16 protein-coding genes and 1 pseudogene are annotated in these 21,159 nt (G+C 61.0%); 10 read left to right on the forward strand and 7 right to left on the reverse strand.

The window, feature by feature from the left end; all coding sequences use genetic code 11:
* Nucleotides 1–91: 91 nt before the first annotated feature.
* Both MPJ51_RS17725 and MPJ51_RS17730 read right to left on the reverse strand, forming a co-directional pair.
* Complete coding sequence (locus tag MPJ51_RS17725; protein WP_298389400.1) at nucleotides 92–1,762, reverse strand: flotillin domain-containing protein; 1,671 nt, start codon at nucleotides 1,760–1,762, stop codon at nucleotides 92–94.
* 32 nt (nucleotides 1,763–1,794) lie between these two features.
* Complete coding sequence (locus MPJ51_RS17730; RefSeq protein WP_298389402.1) at nucleotides 1,795–2,550, reverse strand: OB-fold-containig protein; 756 nt, start codon at nucleotides 2,548–2,550, stop codon at nucleotides 1,795–1,797.
* 217 nt (nucleotides 2,551–2,767) lie between these two features.
* Between MPJ51_RS17730 and metG the strand changes: the two genes are divergently transcribed.
* The 4 genes from metG to MPJ51_RS17750 all read left to right on the forward strand — a co-directional run bounded on the left by metG (nucleotide 2,768) and on the right by MPJ51_RS17750 (nucleotide 9,873).
* Entirely contained in the window at nucleotides 2,768–4,486 is a 1,719-nt protein-coding gene (gene metG / locus MPJ51_RS17735) for a methionine--tRNA ligase (protein ID WP_298389404.1), read from the forward strand.
* A 359-nt stretch (nucleotides 4,487–4,845) separates the two neighbouring features.
* Nucleotides 4,846–5,934: an efflux RND transporter periplasmic adaptor subunit gene (locus MPJ51_RS17740; protein ID WP_298389435.1), complete on the forward strand. Its 1,089-nt coding sequence runs from the start codon at nucleotides 4,846–4,848 to the stop codon at nucleotides 5,932–5,934.
* 3 nt (nucleotides 5,935–5,937) lie between these two features.
* Nucleotides 5,938–9,075: a multidrug efflux RND transporter permease subunit gene (locus MPJ51_RS17745; RefSeq protein WP_298389406.1), complete on the forward strand. Its 3,138-nt coding sequence runs from the start codon at nucleotides 5,938–5,940 to the stop codon at nucleotides 9,073–9,075.
* 474 nt (nucleotides 9,076–9,549) lie between these two features.
* Nucleotides 9,550–9,873: a phosphotyrosine protein phosphatase gene (locus tag MPJ51_RS17750; protein ID WP_298389408.1), complete on the forward strand. Its 324-nt coding sequence runs from the start codon at nucleotides 9,550–9,552 to the stop codon at nucleotides 9,871–9,873.
* Between the two features lie 207 nt (nucleotides 9,874–10,080).
* On the opposite strand, the gene MPJ51_RS17755 is transcribed toward MPJ51_RS17750, so the two are convergent.
* From MPJ51_RS17755 to glpD, 3 genes are all read right to left on the reverse strand, one after another.
* On the reverse strand, nucleotides 10,081–10,896 hold the full coding sequence (locus MPJ51_RS17755) for a DUF2189 domain-containing protein (protein ID WP_298389410.1): 816 nt from the start codon (nucleotides 10,894–10,896) through the stop codon (nucleotides 10,081–10,083).
* A gap of 213 nt (nucleotides 10,897–11,109) precedes the next feature.
* On the reverse strand, nucleotides 11,110–11,658 hold the full coding sequence (locus MPJ51_RS17760; protein ID WP_298389412.1) for a DUF2087 domain-containing protein: 549 nt from the start codon (nucleotides 11,656–11,658) through the stop codon (nucleotides 11,110–11,112).
* A gap of 198 nt (nucleotides 11,659–11,856) precedes the next feature.
* On the reverse strand, nucleotides 11,857–13,434 hold the full coding sequence (gene glpD / locus MPJ51_RS17765) for a glycerol-3-phosphate dehydrogenase (RefSeq protein WP_298389415.1): 1,578 nt from the start codon (nucleotides 13,432–13,434) through the stop codon (nucleotides 11,857–11,859).
* Nucleotides 13,435–13,624: 190 nt separating this feature from the next.
* Between glpD and MPJ51_RS17770 the strand changes: the two genes are divergently transcribed.
* The 6 genes from MPJ51_RS17770 (at nucleotide 13,625) to MPJ51_RS17795 (ending at nucleotide 18,360) form a co-directional block, all read left to right on the forward strand.
* Nucleotides 13,625–14,386: a DeoR/GlpR family DNA-binding transcription regulator gene (locus tag MPJ51_RS17770; protein ID WP_298389417.1), complete on the forward strand. Its 762-nt coding sequence runs from the start codon at nucleotides 13,625–13,627 to the stop codon at nucleotides 14,384–14,386.
* A 111-nt stretch (nucleotides 14,387–14,497) separates the two neighbouring features.
* Nucleotides 14,498–14,653: a DUF5993 family protein gene (locus MPJ51_RS17775; RefSeq protein ID WP_298389419.1), complete on the forward strand. Its 156-nt coding sequence runs from the start codon at nucleotides 14,498–14,500 to the stop codon at nucleotides 14,651–14,653.
* 10 nt (nucleotides 14,654–14,663) lie between these two features.
* Complete coding sequence (locus tag MPJ51_RS17780; RefSeq protein WP_298389421.1) at nucleotides 14,664–15,233, forward strand: disulfide bond formation protein B; 570 nt, start codon at nucleotides 14,664–14,666, stop codon at nucleotides 15,231–15,233.
* 35 nt (nucleotides 15,234–15,268) lie between these two features.
* Entirely contained in the window at nucleotides 15,269–15,631 is a 363-nt protein-coding gene (locus MPJ51_RS17785) for a DUF3302 domain-containing protein (RefSeq protein WP_298389423.1), read from the forward strand.
* A 21-nt stretch (nucleotides 15,632–15,652) separates the two neighbouring features.
* Nucleotides 15,653–16,798, forward strand: coding sequence for an HlyD family secretion protein (locus MPJ51_RS17790; protein WP_298389425.1), 1,146 nt, complete (start codon nucleotides 15,653–15,655; stop codon nucleotides 16,796–16,798).
* A gap of 11 nt (nucleotides 16,799–16,809) precedes the next feature.
* Nucleotides 16,810–18,360, forward strand: a complete 1,551-nt coding sequence (locus tag MPJ51_RS17795) for an efflux transporter outer membrane subunit (RefSeq protein WP_298389427.1) — start codon at nucleotides 16,810–16,812, stop codon at nucleotides 18,358–18,360.
* On the opposite strand, the gene mprF is transcribed toward MPJ51_RS17795, so the two are convergent.
* Nucleotides 18,361–20,967 carry a bifunctional lysylphosphatidylglycerol flippase/synthetase MprF gene (mprF, locus tag MPJ51_RS17800; protein WP_298389429.1) on the reverse strand — a complete coding sequence of 869 codons (2,607 nt, stop codon included), beginning with the start codon at nucleotides 20,965–20,967 and terminating at the stop codon, nucleotides 18,361–18,363.
* Between the two features lie 96 nt (nucleotides 20,968–21,063).
* Nucleotides 21,064–21,159 (reverse strand): annotated as a pseudogene (locus MPJ51_RS17805) (AsnC family transcriptional regulator); the annotation flags it as partial.

Raw genomic sequence — 21,159 nt, forward strand, 5'->3', positions numbered from 1 at the left:
CTCAAACCGATCATTGCAGTGTTGCCAATCACGCATGCATGATCAGCAACACTTCCGTTAAGACGCTAACGGGACACCCCGTCCCTTTAGCTTATTGCTGCTTTGGAGGGGTTCCTTCCACCACCTCACCCTCTTCCACCTGTTCGACACTCGGGTCGAGCGCTCCGTTGACGACACCGCCGACGCCGTTTTCCATCGACAGGCCCAGTTCCTCGCCCAGTTTCTTGAGCGCGGGCATCTGTACCGCCATGCCCATGATCGAATCCAGCGCCTGATTGACCACCGGCTTGTCGCCACCTGCGGTGCTGCCGCCATTGGCGCCACCGATGCCGCCCACCTGATGGATCTTGATCGAGTCGATCTTTTCCGCAGGCTTGACCATTTCCGAGATGATCGAGGGCATGGTCTCGATCCGTGCCAGATCGACCTTCATGCGGATCTGATCCACCGACAGGGCGTTGTCGGCCTCGACAATCGCGCGCTTGCCTTCCGCTTCGGCCAGCATGTCGTTCTTCTTGGCCTCGGCGCGGATGTTCAGCGCGTCCGCTTCGGCCTGCGCCTCTTCGCGGCGGGCTTCGGCGCGGTCGGCGGCGGCCTCTTTCTCGGCCTGTGCGGACAGACGGATGGCGGTCGCCTGACGTTCGGCCTCGCGGGTGGCTTCGATCAGGACGATCTGCTTCTGACGTTCAGCCTCGGCCACTTCGCGGGCGGTTGCCACGGCTTCGGTCGCCTTGGTCGCCTCGGCCCGGGCCAAATCAGCCGATGCACGCGCGCGGCTTTCCTCTTCTGATTTCTGCGCGATGATGATCTGACGTTCCTGCTCGGCCACTTCGATCTCACGCTCTTTGGCGATCTCGGCGTCGCGGATCTTGCGCTCGCGTTCGATCTCGGCTGCACGAATGGCTTCCTCACGGGCGATCCGGGCGCGTTCGGTTTCGCGCACCGAGTCCTCGGTCCGGGCCGCAATCTCGGCCTCTTGCGCCACGCGCAGGGTTTCGACCTGTTGCGTCTGTTCGATGCGCGCCTGCTCTTCATCCTTTTCGATCAGCAGTTTCTGACGCTGGGCTTCCATCGCAGCACGGCGCACCTCGACCTCGGCATCCGCATCAATCTGCGCGCGCTCTTTCTTCGAGGTCGCAATCACCTCGGCCAGTTTGCGCATACCCACGGCGTTAAAGGCGTTGTTCTCGTCCAGAGCCTCAAACGGGGTTTGGTCCAGCGCGGTCAGTGAGACGGATTCCAGCGACAGACCGTTTTTCAGCAGGTCCTCGGACACCGCATTCTGCACCTCTTGCACAAAGTCCGCGCGGTTCTCGTGCAGACCGTCCATGGTCATCTGAGCGGCCACGGCGCGCAGGCCGTCGATCAGCTTGCCTTCGATCATCTCACGCAGTTGTTCGACGTCAAAGGTGCGGTCACCCAGCGTTTGCGCGGCGCGCGCGATGCCCTCTTCGGTGGCCATGACCGAGACGTAGAACTCGACGCCCACATCCACACGCATCCGGTCCTTGGTGATCAGCGCGGCCTCACCGCTGCGTTGCACTTCAAGGCGCAGGGTTTTCATGTTGACCGGGCTAACCTCGTGCAGAAGCGGCACGATGATGACGCCGCCATCCATGATGACTTTCTTGCCGCCAGCCCCGGTTTTCACCAGACTGATCTCGCGGGTTGCGCGGCGGTAGAGACGGCCAAGCACAAGGCCAATGAACAAGAGTACCGCCAATATGGTCACAACTGTGACGGCCAGGAATGAAAGTTCCATGCATAATCCTCCGTGATGGGGTTAAAATTTGGTTAGTCCGACAAGGCGACCAGAACGAACCGGTCGTGCCGTCGGTCGCGCAGGACCAGCACCTCGGTGCCTTGGTCCAGCGTGTCCTTGTCCTGCAGCGGTTCGGCGCGCAGGTAGTGGGTATTGCCAAAGCGATCCATGACGCGCACCTCGGCCGGACGCCCGCGTGAGGCGGTGCCTTGGGTGATCACGCCACGGCGGCGGGCCAGCATGCGTTCCGACATCGCCTCGGTCTCGGTCTTGGGCAGAAGGCGGGCGAAGACGCTGCCAAATCCGCGCGCGAACCACAGACCAAAGGCACCGGCGGGGATTGCCGCCATCCAGCTAGGCAGGTCAAAGCCCAGCAGATCGCGCAGCGCCAGTTGCAGACCCATGCCCGACAGGCCGAACCCGGCCAGCAGAACGACAAGCCAGATCATGATCGGCATCTTGCCGATCCCCAGCCAGGCCAGCGGACCAGCCGGAGCCGCCCCGGGCGCGTCAACCTCGACCTCGGCGACTTCGAAATCGCCCAGATCGACATCCGCGTCGATATCCAGATCAAAATCCGCCACGTCCAGATCGGGGGCATCGGCCATGTCCAGATCGACCTCGCCCTCGCCCGCCATCAGACTGCCGCCCAACACCAGCGCAATCAGTTCCAGCGCCAGAAGGCCGAACAGCAGCGCCAGCGCCATGGTAAAGGGCACAAACGCGCCCTCAAGCAGAAAGTCGAACATCAGCAGGTTGCCCTCGTTATTGTATACTTTGGTATACACTCTAAATGGGAAGTCATGGTCAAAATTCAAGAGGTTGTGATTCCAATTTACAACCTATGGGTATTGCATCTCGGAAAAGCGGTGCAATCCAGCCCGGACTGTCAGGCCGATTTTCATGGGTCAGCGTGTCTAAAATGACATCTGCGCCAAAGCCGGGCTTTTGCTGGCCGGTCACATAAGGTAGACGGGCGCGCAGACAGTTACGTGGAAACGCAAAATGGCCCGGATACTCATCACCTCGGCGATCCCTTACATCAACGGGATCAAGCACCTCGGCAACCTGATCGGCTCGCAATTGCCTGCCGACCTGTATGCACGCTACCAGCGTGGCCGGGGGAACGAGGTCATGTTCCTGTGCGCCACCGACGAACACGGCACCCCGGCGGAACTGGCCGCCGCCAAGGCGAGCAAGCCCGTGGCCGAGTATTGCGCCGAGATGTATGCGGTGCAGGCCGATATCGCCAAACGCTTTGGCCTCAGCTTCGATCACTTTGGCCGGTCGTCCAGTGAACAGAACAAGGTGCTGACACAGCATTTCGCCGGGAAACTGGATGAGGCTGGGCTGATCCGTGAGGTCACGGAAAAGCAGGTCTATTCCAACGCCGATGGCCGGTTCCTGCCGGATCGCTATATCGAGGGCACCTGCCCCAATTGCGGCTATGACCGCGCGCGGGGTGATCAGTGCGAGAACTGCACCAAGCAGCTCGACCCGACCGATCTGATCGATCCACGCAGCGCGGTGTCGGGGTCCACCGATCTTGAGGTGCGCGAGACCAAGCACCTGTATCTGCGTCAGTCGGCAATGAAGGATCAGCTGGATGCGTGGATCGACAGCAAGAGTGACTGGCCGATCCTGACCACCTCGATTGCCAAGAAATGGCTGCATGACGGCGACGGGTTGCAGGACCGTGGCATCACCCGCGATCTGGACTGGGGCGTGCCGGTCAAGAAGGGCGATCAGGACTGGCCGGGGATGGAGGGCAAGGTCTTCTATGTCTGGTTCGACGCGCCCATCGAATACATCGCCTGCGCGGGCGAATGGGCCGAGGCCAATGGCAAGACCGACGCCGATTGGGAACGCTGGTGGCGCACCGACAAGGGCGCGGATGATGTGCGCTATGTGCAGTTCATGGGCAAGGATAACGTGCCCTTCCATACGCTGTCTTTCCCGGCCACCATTCTGGGTTCGGGCGAGCCGTGGAAGATGGTCGACCACCTGAAATCCTTCAACTATCTGAATTATGACGGCGGCCAGTTCTCGACCAGCCAAGGTCGTGGTGTCTTCATGGATCAGGCGCTGGAGATCCTGCCCGCCGATTACTGGCGCTGGTGGCTGCTGAGCCATGCGCCCGAAAGCAGCGACAGTGAGTTCACGTGGGAAAACTTCCAGCAATCGGTGAACAAGGACCTCGCCGACGTGCTGGGCAATTTCGTCAGCCGGATCACCAAGTTCTGCCGCTCGAAATTCGGCGAGGCCGTGCCCGAAGGCGGCGCTTTTGGTGACCGCGAACAGGCCCTGATCGACGAACTCACCCGCCGCATCCGCGCCTATGAAGGGCATATGGAGGCGATGGAGGTGCGCAAATCCGCGCAAGAGCTGCGGGCGATCTGGGTTGCGGGCAACGAATACCTGCAGGCCGCAGCGCCCTGGTCGACCTTCAAGGAAGACCCTGAACAGGCCGCAGCACAAGTGCGTCTGGGCCTGAACCTGATCCGGCTTTACGCCGTGCTCAGCGCGCCGTTCATCCCCGACACCTCGGCCCGGATGCTGAGCGCGATGAACACACTCGACACCAGTTGGCCCGAGGATGCGGGCACCGCGCTGGCCGCCCTGCCCGCCGGTCACGAATTTACCGTGCCGGATGTGCTGTTTGCCAAAATCACCGATGAACAGCGTGAAGACTGGCAAAGCCGGTTCGCCGGAACGCGCGACTAAGACTGCCATTCCTGCACTGGATTAAACGGGGGTCAGACGGCCCCCGTTTTTCCTTTGTACAATGCAGAAAAGCCCCTCTGCAGACCAGAATCCTGCAGCCTAAGTCAGCCAATCAATAGGGAAATTTGCAGGCGGACCGCCGCCGCCCTTACACTCAAGACGCTTGAGATATGGCGGGAAACCGTCCATCCTGCCCAGGAATTCCTACGACTCGCCCGGCGCGCTCGACGTCCGGGCGTCTGATCCATTCTTGTAACGAGGCGCGCGCCATGTTCTCAGCATCCCTTTCCTCCAAGCTTCCGAAATGTGGACAGCCCAGGGCCTTCGGCCTGCACCTTGCCACAGTTGCGCTGATCGGAATGACGCAGGTCGCGATGGCACAGGATCAGGGCAACGCGCCGCCGCCCAAAGTGTCAATCGCCGCCGCCTATACCCAGGAAATCACCGACGAGGCCGTCTTTATCGGTCGGGCCGAGGCGATCAACAAGGTCGACATCATCGCCCGTGTCAGCGGCTTTCTGGACAGCAAGGCGGTCGAGGATGGCGCGCAGGTCTCCTCGGGCGATCTGCTGTTTACCATCGAGCCCGACCTTTACGAGGCCACCTTGCAGGCGCGCAAGGCCGATCTGGATCAGGCCGAGGCCAATCTGGAACTGGCCAAGGTCGATCTGGCCCGCAAGGAAGAGCTGTATAAACGCGACGCCACCCCGGAATCCGAACGCGACATCGCCCGCGCCAATGAACTGGTGGCCGAAGCACAGGTCAAGGCCGCCCATGCCGCCATCCGTCAGGCCGAGCTGGACCTGAGCTATACCGAGATCCATGCGCCCTTCGCTGGTCGTCTGGGCCGCATTGAGACCAGTGTCGGCGATGTGGTTGGCCCCAACAATCCGCCTCTGGTCAATCTGGTCAGCGAGGCCCCGATCTATGTGAACTTCTCGCTGAATGAAAAGCAATTTACCTCGGTTCTTCAGCAGTTTGGCGAAAACGCGGCCTCGCTGGCGGAAAGCAGCAAAAGCCCAAATGTGCACGTCACCCTGCCCAATGGCACCGAATTGGATGAAACCGGCACGCTGGTCTTTGTCGACAACCGGATCGACCCGCTGACCGGCGCGATCACCGTGCGGGCACAGTTCGACAACACCGCCCGGCTGATCCTGGATGGCGCGTTCGTCAACGTCCAGATCGAGGCGCTGGAGCCCACCCTGCAGGTGCTGGTGCCGCAGGCGGCGCTGCAACGTGACCAGCGCGGCGCGTTTGTTCTGGTCGTCAATGACAAGCAGATGGTGGAACAGCGCTACATCACCACCGGCGACACCGTCGGCACCGCCATCATCGTGCTGGACGGGCTGCGTGAAGGCGAAAGCGTGATTGTCGAGGGCCTGCAAAGGGTCCGGCCCGGCGTCGCTGTGGACGCGGTCGTGGCCTCTGAGCAGCCGGGAGAATAACCCATGTTCTCAGCCCTGTTCATCAGCCGGCCAAAGCTGGCGCTTGTCATCTCGCTGGTGCTGACCATTCTGGGCGGCATCGGTTATCTGGTCCTGCCCGTTGCGCAGTTCCCCGACATCACCCCGCCCGTGGTCAGCGTCACCGCAACCTATACCGGCGCCAATGCCGAGACCGTTGAAAACACCGTCGCCGCCCCGATCGAGGCGCAGGTGAACGGCGTTGACGACATGATCTACATGACGTCAACCTCGTCCGATAACGGCTCGTATTCATTGAATATTACCTTTGAGGTCGGTACCGATCCCGACATCGCCTCGGTGAACGTGCAGAACCGGGTGGCGCAGGCCATGTCCTCGCTGCCGTCCGAGGTCACCTCGTCCGGGGTGGTGACGCAGAAGTCATCGACCAACATGCTGCTTCTGATCACCTTGACCTCGCCCAACAACACGTATGACAGCGTGTTCCTGTCGAACTATGCCTCGATCAACCTGAAAGACGCGCTGGCGCGGGTTCAGGGCGTCGGCAAGGCGGATGTTCTGACCAATCTGGAATACGCGATGCGGATCTGGATGGACCCGGACAAGATGGCCGCCCTGTCGATCACGCCCGGCGATGTGATCAACGCCATCCGCGAACAGAATATCGAGGTTTCGGCAGGCTCGATCGGTGCGCCGCCGGTGCCCAAAGGCCAGACCTTTCAATACACCATCAAGACCAAGGGCCGCCTGACCTCGGCTGCTGAATTCGGCGAGATCGTCATCCGCACCGGAGACGCAGGGGCCATCGTGCGCGTCCGGGACGTGGCCCGGGTCGAGTTGGGTGCACAGTTCTATTCCGCCTCGGGCTACTACCAGTCGGAACCGGCCACCGTGCTGGGCATCTATCAGGCCCCCGGCGCCAACGCGCTGGCGGTGTCGGAACGGGTGCAGGCGGAACTGGAACGGCTGTCGCGTTCCTTCCCTACGGATGTCGAATATGACGTCCCCTTCAACACCACGGATTTTGTCGAACAATCGCTGAATGACGTGGTCTCGACCCTGATCCTGACCTTCATTCTGGTGATCTCGGTCGTGTTCCTGTTCCTGGGCAGTTGGCGGGCGACGATCATTCCGGCGGTGGCGATTCCGGTGTCACTGATCGGCACATTCGCCTTCCTTCTGGCGTTCGGCATGTCGCTGAACACGATTTCCCTGTTCGCGCTGGTGCTGGCCATCGGGATCGTGGTGGATGACGCCATTGTCGTGGTCGAAAACGTCGAACGCATCATCGCAGAAGAGGGGCTGCCCCCGCCCGAAGCAACCCGCAAGGCCATGGGCCAGATCACCGGCCCGGTCATCGCGACCACGCTGGTTCTGCTGGCCGTGTTCGTGCCGGTGACCTTCATGCCCGGCATCTCAGGACAGCTTTATTCGCAATTCGCGGTCACCATTTCGACTGCGGTCGTGATCTCGTCCATCAACGCGCTGACCTTGTCGCCTGCGCTCTGCGGACTGGTGCTGCGGGCGCGTTCCGGCCCGCCGAAGGGGCTGCTGGCCCTGTTCGAGCGGTTTATTGGCGGCGTGCGCAACGGTTATGTCGCCATCGTGCGCAAGCTGCTGGTCCTGCCGGTCATCGCCTTGGGCGTTGTGGTTGCCTTGGGCATGGGCACCGGGACAATCATGTCCAACACCTCGGCCGGGTTCATTCCGCTTGAGGACAACGGCTATCTTTTTGTCGATGTCCAATTGCCCGACGCGGCCACGCTGGAGCGGACCGAGACCGTCACCGCCCGGGTCGATGAACAGATCCGTCAGATCCCCGGCGTGGCAAACACCGTTCTGGTGAACGGGTTCTCGCTGTTGAACGGCACGGCCGCCAACGGGGCCGCCCTGTTCGTCAATCTGGACAACTGGTCGGAACGGCAAGAGGACGACCTGAGCGCCAATGCCATCCTCGGCAAGGTTCTGGCCATCGCCAATGGCGAATCCGCCGCCTCGATCGTGGCCTTCAACCCGCCGCCCATTCAGGGCCTCGGCATGTCCGCAGGCGTCGAGATGGAGGTCCAGCAGACCGGCGGCGGCACGCCGCAGGATCTGGCCTCGGCCGTGGGCTCCTTTGTCTATGCCGCCAATCAGCGTGAGGAGATCGGACAAGCCTACACCACCTTCCGCGCCAACGTACCGCAACTGTTCGTCGATCTGGACCGGGAAAAGGCCAAAACGCTGCAGGTCTCGGTGGCCGAGATCTTCCAGACCATGCAGGCGCAGCTGGGTTCGTATTACGTCAACGACTTCAACCTGTTCGGGCGCGTCTACCGGGTGATGATCCAGGCCGACGGCAGCTATCGCGACAATGTCGAGGATATCTCGAACCTCTATGTCCGCTCGGAACAGGGTGAGATGGTGCCGCTGGGCACGCTGATCGACGTGGAAAACGTGCTGGGTCCGGTGCTGCTGAAACGGCACAACCTGTTCCGATCCGCCACCGTCACGGCAGTGCCCGCGCCGGGGCTGTCCACCGGCGACGCGATCAACGTGATGACCGAGGAATCGGCCACCGCCCTGCCCCCCGGCTATGCGTTCGAATGGACCGGCACGGCGCAGCAGCAGCTGGCCTCGGGCAGTCTGGTGCTTGTGATCCTGGGGCTGGCGATCCTGTTCGGATACCTGTTCCTTGTGGGGCAATATGAAAGCTGGTCGATGCCGGTGTCGATCCTGCTGTCGGTGATCGTGGCCCTGTTCGGCGCGGTGGCTGCGGTGGCCATCGTGGGCAGCGACATCAACCTTTATACCCAGATCGGGATGATCATGTTGGTGGGGCTGGCCTCGAAAAACGGCATTCTGATCGTCGAATTCGCGATGGAGCAGCGCGCCAAGGGCCTGTCAATCAAGGACGCCGCCGCCGAGGCCGCACATCAGCGGTTCCGCGCCGTGATGATGACCGCCCTGTCCTTCCTGCTGGGCGTTGTGCCGCTGCTGGCGGCCAATGGCGCCGGTGCGGCCAGTCAGAAAGCCATCGGTGTGGCCGTGTTCGGCGGCATGCTGGCAGCGACACTGGTTGGGGTGATCGTGGTCCCGGTCCTCTATGCCTTGATGCAGGGGCTGCGGGAGTGGATCAAGGGCAGCAAGAACGATCCCGGCCCGTCGGAAGAGGCCGCCTGAAGATAAAAAGCCCCGCCAAAGAGCGGGGCCCATGCCGTAAATGTTGAAGCGACACTAACCCGCCGCTTTTCTGATGATTTTTACCGAAAGGTTTTCTGCAAATCGGACCAACAACCGCTATGCGGGACGGAGCGGACTTTCGCTGTACTTGCCCCAATGTCCGCTGTGTGTATTACTAATCACAAAATCACAGGCCTTGACCAATCACCATGCAAGGCTGTATCTGGGCAAACTCCTGTATTGCCGTGGCTGCTGAACCACCAAATTCAGGAAGAAATGATGTCACAAAAAAGAACAAGGGCTTGGCGCAGGGTACAAGCATTCAAGAACGATTCCTCTGCTAGAAAGTCGCGAAGAACGGTAATCGTGATTAAATTCTCACGTAAGAATTTGTGGAGAAGGCGAGATAAGATGTTCTTGCGTCGCCAAGAAGGCTATTTGTCGCTCAGCGATGATTGGTCGTAAGGTAAGTCTATGAACTTACTGTTCGTTTGCAGCATGAATAAGTGGCGGAGTCCAACGGCAGAAAAGGTGTTCCGACGTGTTGAAGCCGTATCAGCTCGATCTGCCGGGACAAGCCGGAAAGCACGACGCCCAATCACAATCCAAGACATTAGGTGGGCGGATATCATTTGCGTGATGGAAAGCAAACACCTGTCGAGATTACGTGGCGACTTCCGTGGTGAGCTGCTTCATAAAGAAGTTCATGTTTTAGATATCCCTGACGATTATCAATTTATGGACCCAGAGCTAGTCGAATTGTTGCTCAATTCTGTACAGCCGATCATTGACCCTTAAGGTTGTAGCTACTTGCGAATTCGGACATTCATGCGTGCCGCAGCATTGTTCAACAGGGCTCAAAGCTGTCGTCTGAAAAAAATCTCCTGATGCCGGCGTCTCGAAACAAGGGAGTTGATGGTTCGGAAGCTATGGAGCCCTCGATTCACCATTTGCGGCATGGGCTAAGCCAAAGAGCGGGGCCTTTTTATTGGATGGTCGGATCAATCATCCCTCTGCCGGGGCCACCGCCCGTTGATAGAGATGCCATGTGGTGTGACCAAGGATCGGCAGCGTGAAGATCAGGCCCAGAAAAGCAGGGACCAGCGACAACAGCATGGTGACCGAGATGATCGCCGCCCAGCAAAGCATGACCACCGGGTTTTCCGTGACGACGCGAATGGAGGTGAGCATGGCAGAGACGAAGTTGATCTCTCGGTCCAGCAACAGGGGCATGGCGATGACGGTCACCGAAAATAGCACAGCCGACAGGAACGCGCCGACGCAGGTGCCAATGGCGAGGAATGCCCAGCCCTGCGGGGTGAAGAATACGATGTTCAGGAACCCATCGAAATCCGAGAACGACGCTTTCTGCAGGATGATCGCCAGCCACAACCGGATCTGGTAGACCCACACCCAGAAGATGAACAGGGTGACAAAGGCCATCCAGCCCATCTCGCGCTTGCGCTGATTGGCCATGACGGTGAGGATGTCTGACCAGCCGAATCCCTCGCCCTTCTGCAGGCGGCGGGACATTTCATAAAGCCCGGCGGCGGCGAATGGCGCGACCAGCGGAAAGCCGACAATGGCGGGAATGATCATCCAAATCTTGCCCAGCCAGATCAGAACCCAGACCAACAGGCATCCAAATACCGCATAGAACAGGCCGAAGAACCCGCTCATGACGGGGCGGGCCAGAAAGTCGGAAAACCCGGCCTTCAGCGACGCGGTGATATCTTCCCGCGTCACCTTGTTAATCTTGGGCATAGTCTGTTGCGGCGTCAGATTGTCCGGTGGTACGGAACCCGTGGTCTTGGATGTCATGACACGCTCCTTCCGAGGAATGCCGTTATGCTGATCCGTTGCCAAACATGCCCGGCGACAGGCATCCCTCCTGCAAGCATAAATCTGCACGAGCCGCGACGTAAGAGCAAGGCGATCATGCCAGTGCAGCAATTGCCATGCGTCACTGCGATCAACTATGACGCTTTCAATCTGCCCAAGGCACCAGACAGCCGCCTTGTTCTTCTGACGCCATCACCCCTTCCCACGCGACCGCCGTCGCTCCGTCACCGCGCGGATGGCAGCCTTGGCCTCGGCAGTGGGTTGCTGTTCGATCCGGCGATATTCGGAGCCATCCGGCCGTCGGGTCAGCAACCCGCAAGAAATCATCGTCCGGCGCAGGGTGGCCGGGTCGCTGAACAGATGCTCGGCGTTCAGATGTTCGTTCAGCGTGCGCTCGTCAAACGCCTGCCCCGCAGGCAAGGTCGACCACAGGATCCACAGCGACAGGGTTTGCACCGCCCGTTTCGACGGCCATTGCCGCAACCGGCCCTGCGCATCGTATTGATGCAGCGCGCGCTCGACCACCCGCATGTCAGGTAACACCTGATCGGGCTGCGCCTCCAGCCGTCGCTGCGCCGCACTGGCCGAGCGCATGTGCTGGTAGTTCTGGAACCCGGCGGCGCGGGCGACCATGTTCATCAGGCTCAGGTGAGACGGGCTGGTCTCACCCAACTGGCGCGACAGCGCACGCACGAAACCAGTCAGGTCGTCGGCGTGTAAAGGGACAGAGGTTTTGGTCATCTTGCATCCATATCGGGCGGTTCGCCGGATCGCTGGTCGCTGACTTGACGAACGCCGCCCTTAAGATATGCGATGTCGTTTCATATGTTCTGGCAGGTTTAGCCCTCCGTACAGGAGCAGCGACGCCTCGGTGCCTGCCGACCGTATCCGATGGCTAACACGGGGGGCGCGATGGGCCAAGCGGGAATTGCCCGGGTGTCAGCCTTGCAGCCGTTCGGCCATCCATTGATCGATCCGGGCGATCTGATCGGCGTCCAAGCGCAGGCCCAGCTTGTTGCGCCGCCAGACAACATCCTCGGCCCGGCGGGCGAATTCCTTGTCCATCAGCCAGATCAACTCGCGCTCGGTCAGGGTCGCGCCGAAATCCTCACCCAGATCAGCGGCCTGCCCCGCGTCGCCCAATATCTCGCGCGCCTCGGTCCCGTAGGCGCGGATCAGGCGGCGGGCCCACCTGGCATCCAGAAAGGTGTAATCGGCCAGCAACCCGTCGATCTGCTCCTGCACGCCTTCCACCGGGAAATCCCCACCCGGCAAGGCAACCCCGGCGGTCCAGGGGCCGGGCAGATCGGGGAAATGCGCCGCTACTTTCTGCATCGCGCTTTCGGCAAGGCGACGATAGGTGGTGATCTTGCCGCCAAAAACGTTCAGCACTGGCGCGCCACCTTCAGCATCCAATTTCAGAGTATAATCCCGCGTCGCCGCCGTGGCGCTGCTGGCCCCGTCATCATAGAGCGGCCGGACGCCGGAATAGGTCCAGACGATATCCTCGCGCGTCACCGCCCGCTTGAAGTATTTCGAGGCGAAGGCGCAGAGATATTCCTGCTCGGCCTCGGTGCATTCGGGGCGCTGTTCGGGATCGGGATGGTCCTGATCCGTGGTGCCGATCAGAGTGAAATCCTGCTCGTAGGGGATGGCGAAGATAATCCGGCCATCCTCGCCTTGAAAGAAATAGCATTTGTCGTGATCGAACAGCTTCGGCGTCACGATATGGCTGCCGCGCACCAGCCGGACACCTTCGCGGGACTCGGTGTGGATTCTGTCATGGATGATCTCCCCCACCCATGGGCCGCCCGCATTGATCAGCATCTTCGCGCCAACCACACGCGTTTCGCCACTGGCCCGGTCGCGGAGGGTGATGTGCCACAGATCACCGCTGCGCTTGGCCGCGATCACCTCGGTCTGTACTAATATCTGCGCCCCGCGCGCCTGCGCGTCGCGGGCGTTCAGGACAACCAGACGGGCATCCTCGACCCAGCAATCCGAATATTCATAGGCGGTTTCGAACTTGTCCTGCAGCGGAGCGCCTTCCGAGGCACTGCGCAGGTTCAGCGAAGCGGTGCCCGGCAGGATTTTGCGCCCGCCCAGATTGTCATAAAAGAACAACCCCAGCCGGATCAGCCAGGCTGGCCTACGTCCACGCATCCAGGGCATCACCCTGCTCAGCAACCGTGAGGTCGGCGTTTCCGTGTCGAACCGCATGTCGGCGTGATACGGCAACACAAAGCGCATCGGCCAACTGATATGGGGCATGGCGCGCAGCAAGGTCTCACGCTCAATCAGCGCCTCGCGCACCAGACGGAATTCGAAATACTCCAGATACCGCAACCCGCCATGAAACAGCTTGGTCGAGGCCGAGGACGTGGCCGAGGCCAGATCATCCTTTTCCGCCAGCATCACCGACAGGCCCCGCCCCGCCGCGTCGCGCGCGATGCCGCAGCCGTTGATGCCGCCGCCGATGATGAAAAGGTCGGTGATCTGGTCGTCCGAAGGCTGCATATCCGATGATTCCCTGCCCAGCATGGTCGCGGGCATTAACCGGAACCATATTCGGAAGGTCAATATTTTTATTCGTTTATATTCTATTTGCAACACCACCTTACGAAATACGCAATGCTTCTGGAAATTTCTCTTGCTGAATTCGACAAAAAGAACAAAAACGAACTTACGCAACAACCCAGAGCCCACCATGTCCCTATCCTTTCGCCAGTCCGACATTCTGGACATCGCCAGCACCGAAGGCCGCGTCACGGTCGATGGGCTGGCCGAGCGGTTCGGCGTCACCGTCCAGACCATCCGCCGCGACCTGTCCGAGCTGTCGGATATGGGCAAACTGGACCGGGTGCATGGCGGCGCGGTCCTGCGCTCGGGCGTGTCCAATATCGGCTATGAGGACCGGCGCGGTCTGAATGAAGAGGCAAAGCAGCGTATTGCCGCCCGCTGCGCGGCGGATATTCCCGATGGCTGCTCGGTCTTTCTGAATATCGGCACTTCGACCGAGGCGGTGGCCCGGCAGTTGCTGGGACATAAGAACCTGATGGTTGTCACCAACAACATGAACGTGGCGAATATTCTGGTCGACAACCCCGATTGCGAAATCGTCGTCGCCGGGGGCGTTCTGCGCCGGGCCGATGGCGGGCTTGTCGGCAGCCTGACTGCCGCCACGATCCGTCAGTTCAAGTTCGACCGCGCGATCATCGGCTGCTCGGCCCTGGATGCAGACGGCGATCTGCTGGATTTCGACCTGCAAGAGGTTCAGGTCAGCCAGGCCATCATCGCGCAGGCGCGCCACACCTGTCTGGTTGCGGATCAGTCGAAATTCCAGCGCCCCGCGCCGGGGCGCATCGCCTCGATGGCCGATATTGACACGGTCTATACCGACGCCCCGCTGCCCGGGAACCTGCCTGATCTCTGCCGAGATTGGCAAACCGAAATCATCCTCTGCCGTTGAGCCAGTTTCGCACTAAACGCGAATTCGCACACGCGCTTCTTGCCAGATGCGACCGGGCCTGACACTATCCCATCCATTGAGACATTGCGCACGGGAGGGGAGAACCGGGCCATGATCGCGCTTTTATTTGCAGTACTTACAGTCACGATGGGGTTGAATTACTATGGCCGGACCACGGTCGCCAACACCCTGTTTTTCATCACGCTGGCGTTGAGTGCCTATTGGCTGAAATTCCACGCCACCAGCCAGCTGACCATTCAGCTTTGAGGGGGGCGAGATGACACCGGAGCTTTCAAGAACCCTCAACGCGCTTGGCATGCTGGCCGTCAGTCTGGTGCTGACGCTGGCCTATGTGTACCAGTTGACCTTGTATGAACTGCCCTGCCCGCTCTGCCTGTTGCAACGGGTGGGCTTTGTCATGGTAGGCGTCGGGCTTGGCCTGAACCTGTTGTACGGCGCACGGCCACAGCATTATGCGCTGATGCTGCTGGCGGCGCTGTTCGGCGGCAGCGTGGCGGTGCGGCAAATCCTGCTGCATATCGTGCCGGGCACCGGCCATTATGGCTCACCCGTTTTGGGGCTGCATTACTACACCTGGGCCGCGATCTGCTTTTTCCTGATCCTGCTGGGCACCGCCGTCATGCTGATGTTCGACCGTCAATATACCGACGGCACCCGGTCCGGACCCCGCTTTGGTGGCAATAAACTGGCCAAGGTCGCGTTCTTCATCATGCTGGGGCTGGCGGTCCTGAACGCCGGCACCACCCTGCTGGAATGTGGCCCGGGCATCTGCGCCGATCCACCGACCAGCTACAAATTGATTGACGAGATGGGCAACAGCAACTGAGGATGGACCAACCTTCCCCGAACGGAGGCATGAGCATGGGACTTTTAGGACAGCCGCTGGGCTATTATGACTATCTGACATTTGTGGCGGTGATCCTGCTGCTGGCGGCGGTGATGGGCGTGTTTCTGTTCCTCATGGGCCTGCCCGGGCGTATCGCGATCAAGCGTAACCATCCCCATGCCGAGGCGGTCAAGATCATGGGATGGATGGGTTTTCTGGCGGTGGTGCCCTGGGTGCATGCCTTTATGTGGGCCTTCCATGACGGGGTGACCGTGGATATCCGCCGCGGCCCCGACGAGGAAAAAGACGCAATCCGGGATGAGATCAAGCGCCTGGGCGGCAAGGTCAGGCCCGAATATCAGGACCGGCTCGACACAGACGAGACACAGCAAGGCTAAGGCGCAAGGAAAGTATTCACCATGTTCATTGCCCTTGGCATCACGCTTTTTTACATCATTTTTGTCTGGTTCATCTTCTTCAAGATGGAATGGCTGAAATTCAACATCGCCTGGGGGATCGTCTCCTTCTGGGTCGGCGCGCATCTGCTGCTGATCTTTCTTGTCGCGCTGCGGTTCTTCCAGCCCTTCTCGGCCGACAGCCACGTAGTTCGGTCCACCATCCAGATCATCCCCAAACTGACCCAACCCACCATCCTGACGGAGGTGCTGGTTGAACCCAATACCCCGGTGGCCAAGGGTGATCCGCTTTATCGCTTCGACGATACGATCTTTGCGGCGGCGGTGGACAATGCCAGCGCGCAGCTGGTCTCGGCCCAGCAGAACGCCAAAATTCTGGAACAGGACGTCATCGCCAAGACCGAAGCGGTGGAACGCGCCAATGCGCAGCTGGCCTATGCCCTGACGGAACAGGCGCGCTACGCAAACCTCGTGCCCGCCGGGGGTGCCCGTCAGGACGAGCTGGACCGCTGGAATGAACAGGTGGCCGAGGATCAGGCGCAGGTCAAACAGGCCGAGGCCAATCTGGAGAAGGCCAATCTGGCCCAGGCCTCGCAGATCGACGGGGTGAATACCGGTGTCCTTCAGGCCGAAGCGCAGTTGAAGCAGGCCGAATACTACCTTGAAAACACAACGATTTATGCACCCGAAGACGGCATGATCGTGTCACAACAGGCCCGGCCCGGTCTGGTCGTGGGCGAGGTGCGTCTGGGCGCAATCGCCAGTTTCGTGACCAAGGACAACCCCTATATTCTGGCCACCTTCCGGCAGCAGAACCTGAAATTCGTCAAACCCGGCCAGCCGGTCGAGGTGGCGCTGGACCTCTATCCGGGCGAGATTCTGACCGGCAAGGTCGAAGCCGTCTGGTGGGCCACGCGGCAGGGGCAATACCTGCCTTCAGGTCGCCTGCCCGGCTTTGAGTTGCCGAAACTGCCCGGCCGCATCGCGGTGCAAATCTCGGTCGATGTGCCCGAGGGTCATACCTTTCCCGCAGGCGGCCATGCCGCCGTTGCGATCTATACCGGCATGGGCAAAAGTTTCGAGTTTCTGAGGCGTATCAACATCCGCCTCTATTCCTTCGCCAACTTCATCCGACCGCTGGATATCTGAGGATGCGCGCCATGACACTCCGCCGGTTGCTGGGAACAGCCCTTTGCGCAGCCACTTTGACCGCCTGCACACCGTTGGGGCCGGATTTCGTGCGCCCGAACTCTCCGGTCGTGAAAGAGTGGATCGAGGTCAACAGCCCAGACGCCAATGCCGCCGGGCTAACCACCCGCAGCGCGCCGGTGGTGCGCTGGTGGCAGAGCTTCAATGACCCCACCCTCAACAAGCTGATCGCCGAAGCCTATGCCCAGAACCTGTCGCTGCAGGTCGCAGGCGCGCGAGTGCTGCAGGCCCGCGCGCAGCTGGGTATCGCCTTTGGTGAGCTTTACCCGCAATCGCAGACCCTTGGCGCGTCACTCGAACGCCGCCAGATCAGCGACAATCTGGGACCGATCGAGGATATCCGGCGGATCATCCCGCTGGACACGGAATTCTCGACCTCTCAGGTCGGTTTTGATGCGCAGTGGGAGCTGGACGTCTGGGGCGCGCAACGGCGCGGGGTGCAGGCGGCGCGGTCCAATCTGGCGCTGCAAGTGGCCAACTATGACGACGCGCTGGTGACGCTGACCGGCGATGTCGCGGCGCTTTATATCAACATCCGAGCCTTGCAAGAGGCGCTGGCGATTGCGCGGGAAAATATCACGCTGCAACAGGTCTCATCCGACCTGACGCAACTGCGGTTCAACAACGGCGTCACAACCGAATTGGACGTGCAGGAATCCACCGCCCTGCTGAACAACACCAAGGCGCTGGTGCCGGAACTGGAAAGCGATCTGCAACAGGCGAAGAACTCGCTGGCGGTGCTGCTGGGCCAGACTCCTTCGCGCATGACCAGCCTGTTGGGCAATTCCGGTCGTATCCCTTCGGCGCGGGCCAATGTTGCTGTCGGAGTACCCGCCGAACTGCTGCGCCGCCGCCCCGATGTGCGCGCGGCCGAGCTGGCAGCAGCCACACAATCGGCGCAGGTGGGCATCGCGCTGGCCGATCTTTACCCGCAATTCATCCTGTCGGGCTCGGTCGGGTTGCAGGCCTCGGGCGGGCGGGATCTGTTCAACTCCAACAGCACCACCGGGCTGGCCAGTGCAGGCGTGGTCTGGAACGTGCTGAACTATGGCCGGATCAAAAACAATGTCCGCGCGCAGGACGCCGCCTATCAGGGGCTGATCGCCAATTACCAGAACACTGTCTTGACCGCCTATTCCGAGGTTGAAAGCGCCATGGTCGCTTATGCCCAGGCGCGCAAACAGGTCGGGTTCTATCAGCAGAGCGTCGAAGCCTCACGCAAGGCCGCCGAGATCGCGGTGGATCAGTATCGCGACGGCATCGCCAGCTATTCGCGCATCTTGAACACGCAAACGGCGCTGCTGCGGTCGCAGTCCAACCTGATCGAGGCGCGCCAGCAAGTGTCCAGCAATCTGGTCGCGGTCTACAAGGGGCTGGGCGGCGGCTGGCAGATCCGGCAAAATCAGGAATTCCTGCCCGAAACGGTACTGGCCGAGATGGCCTATCGCACCGATTGGGGGGACCTGCTGGAGAAAACGCCAACCGGTGCCAGCCTGAACTGATTACTTGGTCAATCCGCGCAACCCGCCAGAGATTAGGATATTCACCTCGTACAGAATACGCGGCGCCGCAAACCCGCCGGGGCTGGCGAGGTAGTTCGGGCTCCATTCCGGGTCGAATTTCTGCTTGAAGCTGCGCAAGCCTTCGAAGTGATAGAACTGCTCGCCATGTTCGTAAACGAACCCGCCGATCCGGTTCCAGAGCGAGGCCAACTGCCGGTTCTCGATCCCTGAAAACGGCGCGGCGCCCAGCGAGAACCAGTGGAACCCCTGCTCCGCGCCCCATGACATCATCTCGGCAAACAGCGCGTCCATGACAAAGCTGGGGCTGTCGGGTTCATAGCGCATGAGGTCCAGCGACAGTTCGGATTTATGGCCGCCCTGAAACAGGTTGGCAAAGGCCATGATCTTGCCGGTGTCACTGCGCAGCACCGCATGATCGAAATAGGACAGGTATTGGTCGTCAAATCCGCCGAGGGCAAAGCCTTTCTCCTCCCCCGCCTTGCGCGCCAGCCAGTCATCCGAGATTTTCCGCAGTTCCGGCAGGATCGGGGCCAGTTCCTCTTTCGGGATGATCTCGAACACATAGCCTTCGCGCTCGGCCCGGTTCTTGGCCTGCCGGAACCGTTTGCGCGATTTTCCGTCCAGCGAGAAATCTTTCAGCGGCACCCGCGCCACCTCACCAATTTTCAGGATCGACAGGCCGAGGTCCAGAAAGGTCGGCAGGTACTTGGTTGAAACGCTGTAAAAGGCGCATAGCTTGCCCTCGCGATCCGCCCGTTCGCGCAACTGCCAGATCAGCTGTTGGCCCGCTTTCTCGTCGCCCACCGGCTCGCCCTTGGTGATCAGCGCATTGCCGGTATCGGCGTATGCCAGAAAGGCGGTTTCATCCGGCGCGATCAGGAACTGCTTGTCCCCTGTCAGGGAAATCTGTGATTCGGTATCCTCGCTTTCCATCACCAGCCGCTCGACCACTGGCGGGATTTCGGTGCGCACCGGCGCGGGGATTTCCCGCCCGAACAGCGAATTCACCGCCACGATGCCGACAATCACCGCCACCACGAGGCTGGAACGCAGGAAGCGCGAGGCATCGCCGCTCCAGGCGAAATCCCACCACAGGGCGTTCTGGTATTCGACATGGGAATAGGCGAACAGGCCGATCCAGAAGATCACCGCCAGCAGCACCACAACGCTGACCAGCCACGGGATGTTCAGCCGAAAGATCGACGCGCCGCTGACCCGGTAGAACGCACCTCGGAACATGGCCAGCAGGCCGATTGTGGCCAGCATCGACAGCGCCTCGTGCATATCCAACCCCTTGGCGAGCGAGGCAAAGAACCCCGCCACCATCAGCAGCATCGCCACCACCCAGGCGCGGTAGAGCTTGCGGAACAGCCCGCGTGACACCAGCAGCAACAGCACCCCCACGGCACTGCCCGCAAGGTGTGAGGCTTCGACGAAGGACAGCGGCAGCACCTCTCGCAACACGCCCAGATTTTGCGTGCTGGCAGGCAGCGCGCCCGAGACCAGCAGGATCACCCCGGCCACAGCGGCCACACCCGCGGCCACCATCGGCACAATGGGGCGAATGACGCGATAAACCCATGTGGCCGCCCCGCCGATCCGGTGCCTCTGCGTCAGGGCCGAGGCGATGGCGATGGACAGGGTGGCAATCCCGAAGGGCAGAAAGGTATAGACCACGCGATAGAGCAGCAGCGCCGCGATCACATCTGACCGGCCCGAGGCCCCCAGCCCGGCGATCAAAGTGGCCTCGAACACGCCGATCCCACCGGGGGCGTGGCTGAGGATACCGACCGCAATCGCCGCCACGTAGACGGTGAAGAAATAGGGAAACCCTACGCCCAGATCATCCGGCATCAGCACATAAAGCGTCATGGACGCGCCGAACAAATCACCAAGCGCGGCCAGCGTCAGAAGGCTGGCCAGCTTACCACCCGGCAGGTTAAAGCCAAAGCCCGCAACCTCCAGACGCCGCCCGCCGCTGGACAGCCAGATGAACAGCGCCACCAGACCCGCCAGCAGCGCCAGACCAATCGCGGTTTCAACCGTCTCGCTGATCGGCAGCACCTTGGAGACCCCGTCCGGATGCAGGGTCAGCAGGATGCCCAGGATCAGGACCAACCCCATCCAGAACGCCACCCATGACGTCGCTATCACCCCCGCCACGCGCCCCAGATCCAGACCCAGCGAGGCATAGATTCGATACCGGATCGCCGTGCCGGTGATGTAGGAAAACCCCAGACAGTTCGACACAGCATAGCCGCTGGCCCCCGCCATACCTGCCACAGGCAAAGGCACCTTGCCGTCCGCCACGCTTTGCACCGCGAAGACGTCATAAAAGGACAGCGAGGCAAAGCTGAACGCCGTCCAGCACAGCGCAAAGACCATCAGTTTCCACGACGTGTCCGCAATATCCGCCTGTACGTCGGACCATTTCACATGCGTCGACAGATCATGCAGCACCGTCAGTGCAATCAGCGTGACTAGGATCGGAATGGCGATCCGTGCCCAGGGCTTTTCCAGCAAGGCGGTAACCTTCTCGGCCCAACGCACGGCCCGCGGCTCTTCCCCTGTCTCCTGCGTGCTCATGCTGACCGTCCCTGCCCCTGTGCTGCGCCGGGTCCGCATTTCGGTTCAAGCCGTTGGCGGACCTTGGATAAATCTTGGCACAGTTTCCCGGCGCTGTCAGTAGCGGCCCTTGCGCGTGGACAGCAGCAGATTGGTCTCGGACCGGGTGATGCCCTCCATCCGGCGGATCTGGAACAGGACCTCGTCCAGCTC

This window comes from Ruegeria sp. (assembly GCF_028066395.1).
Taxonomy (GTDB): domain Bacteria; phylum Pseudomonadota; class Alphaproteobacteria; order Rhodobacterales; family Rhodobacteraceae; genus Ruegeria.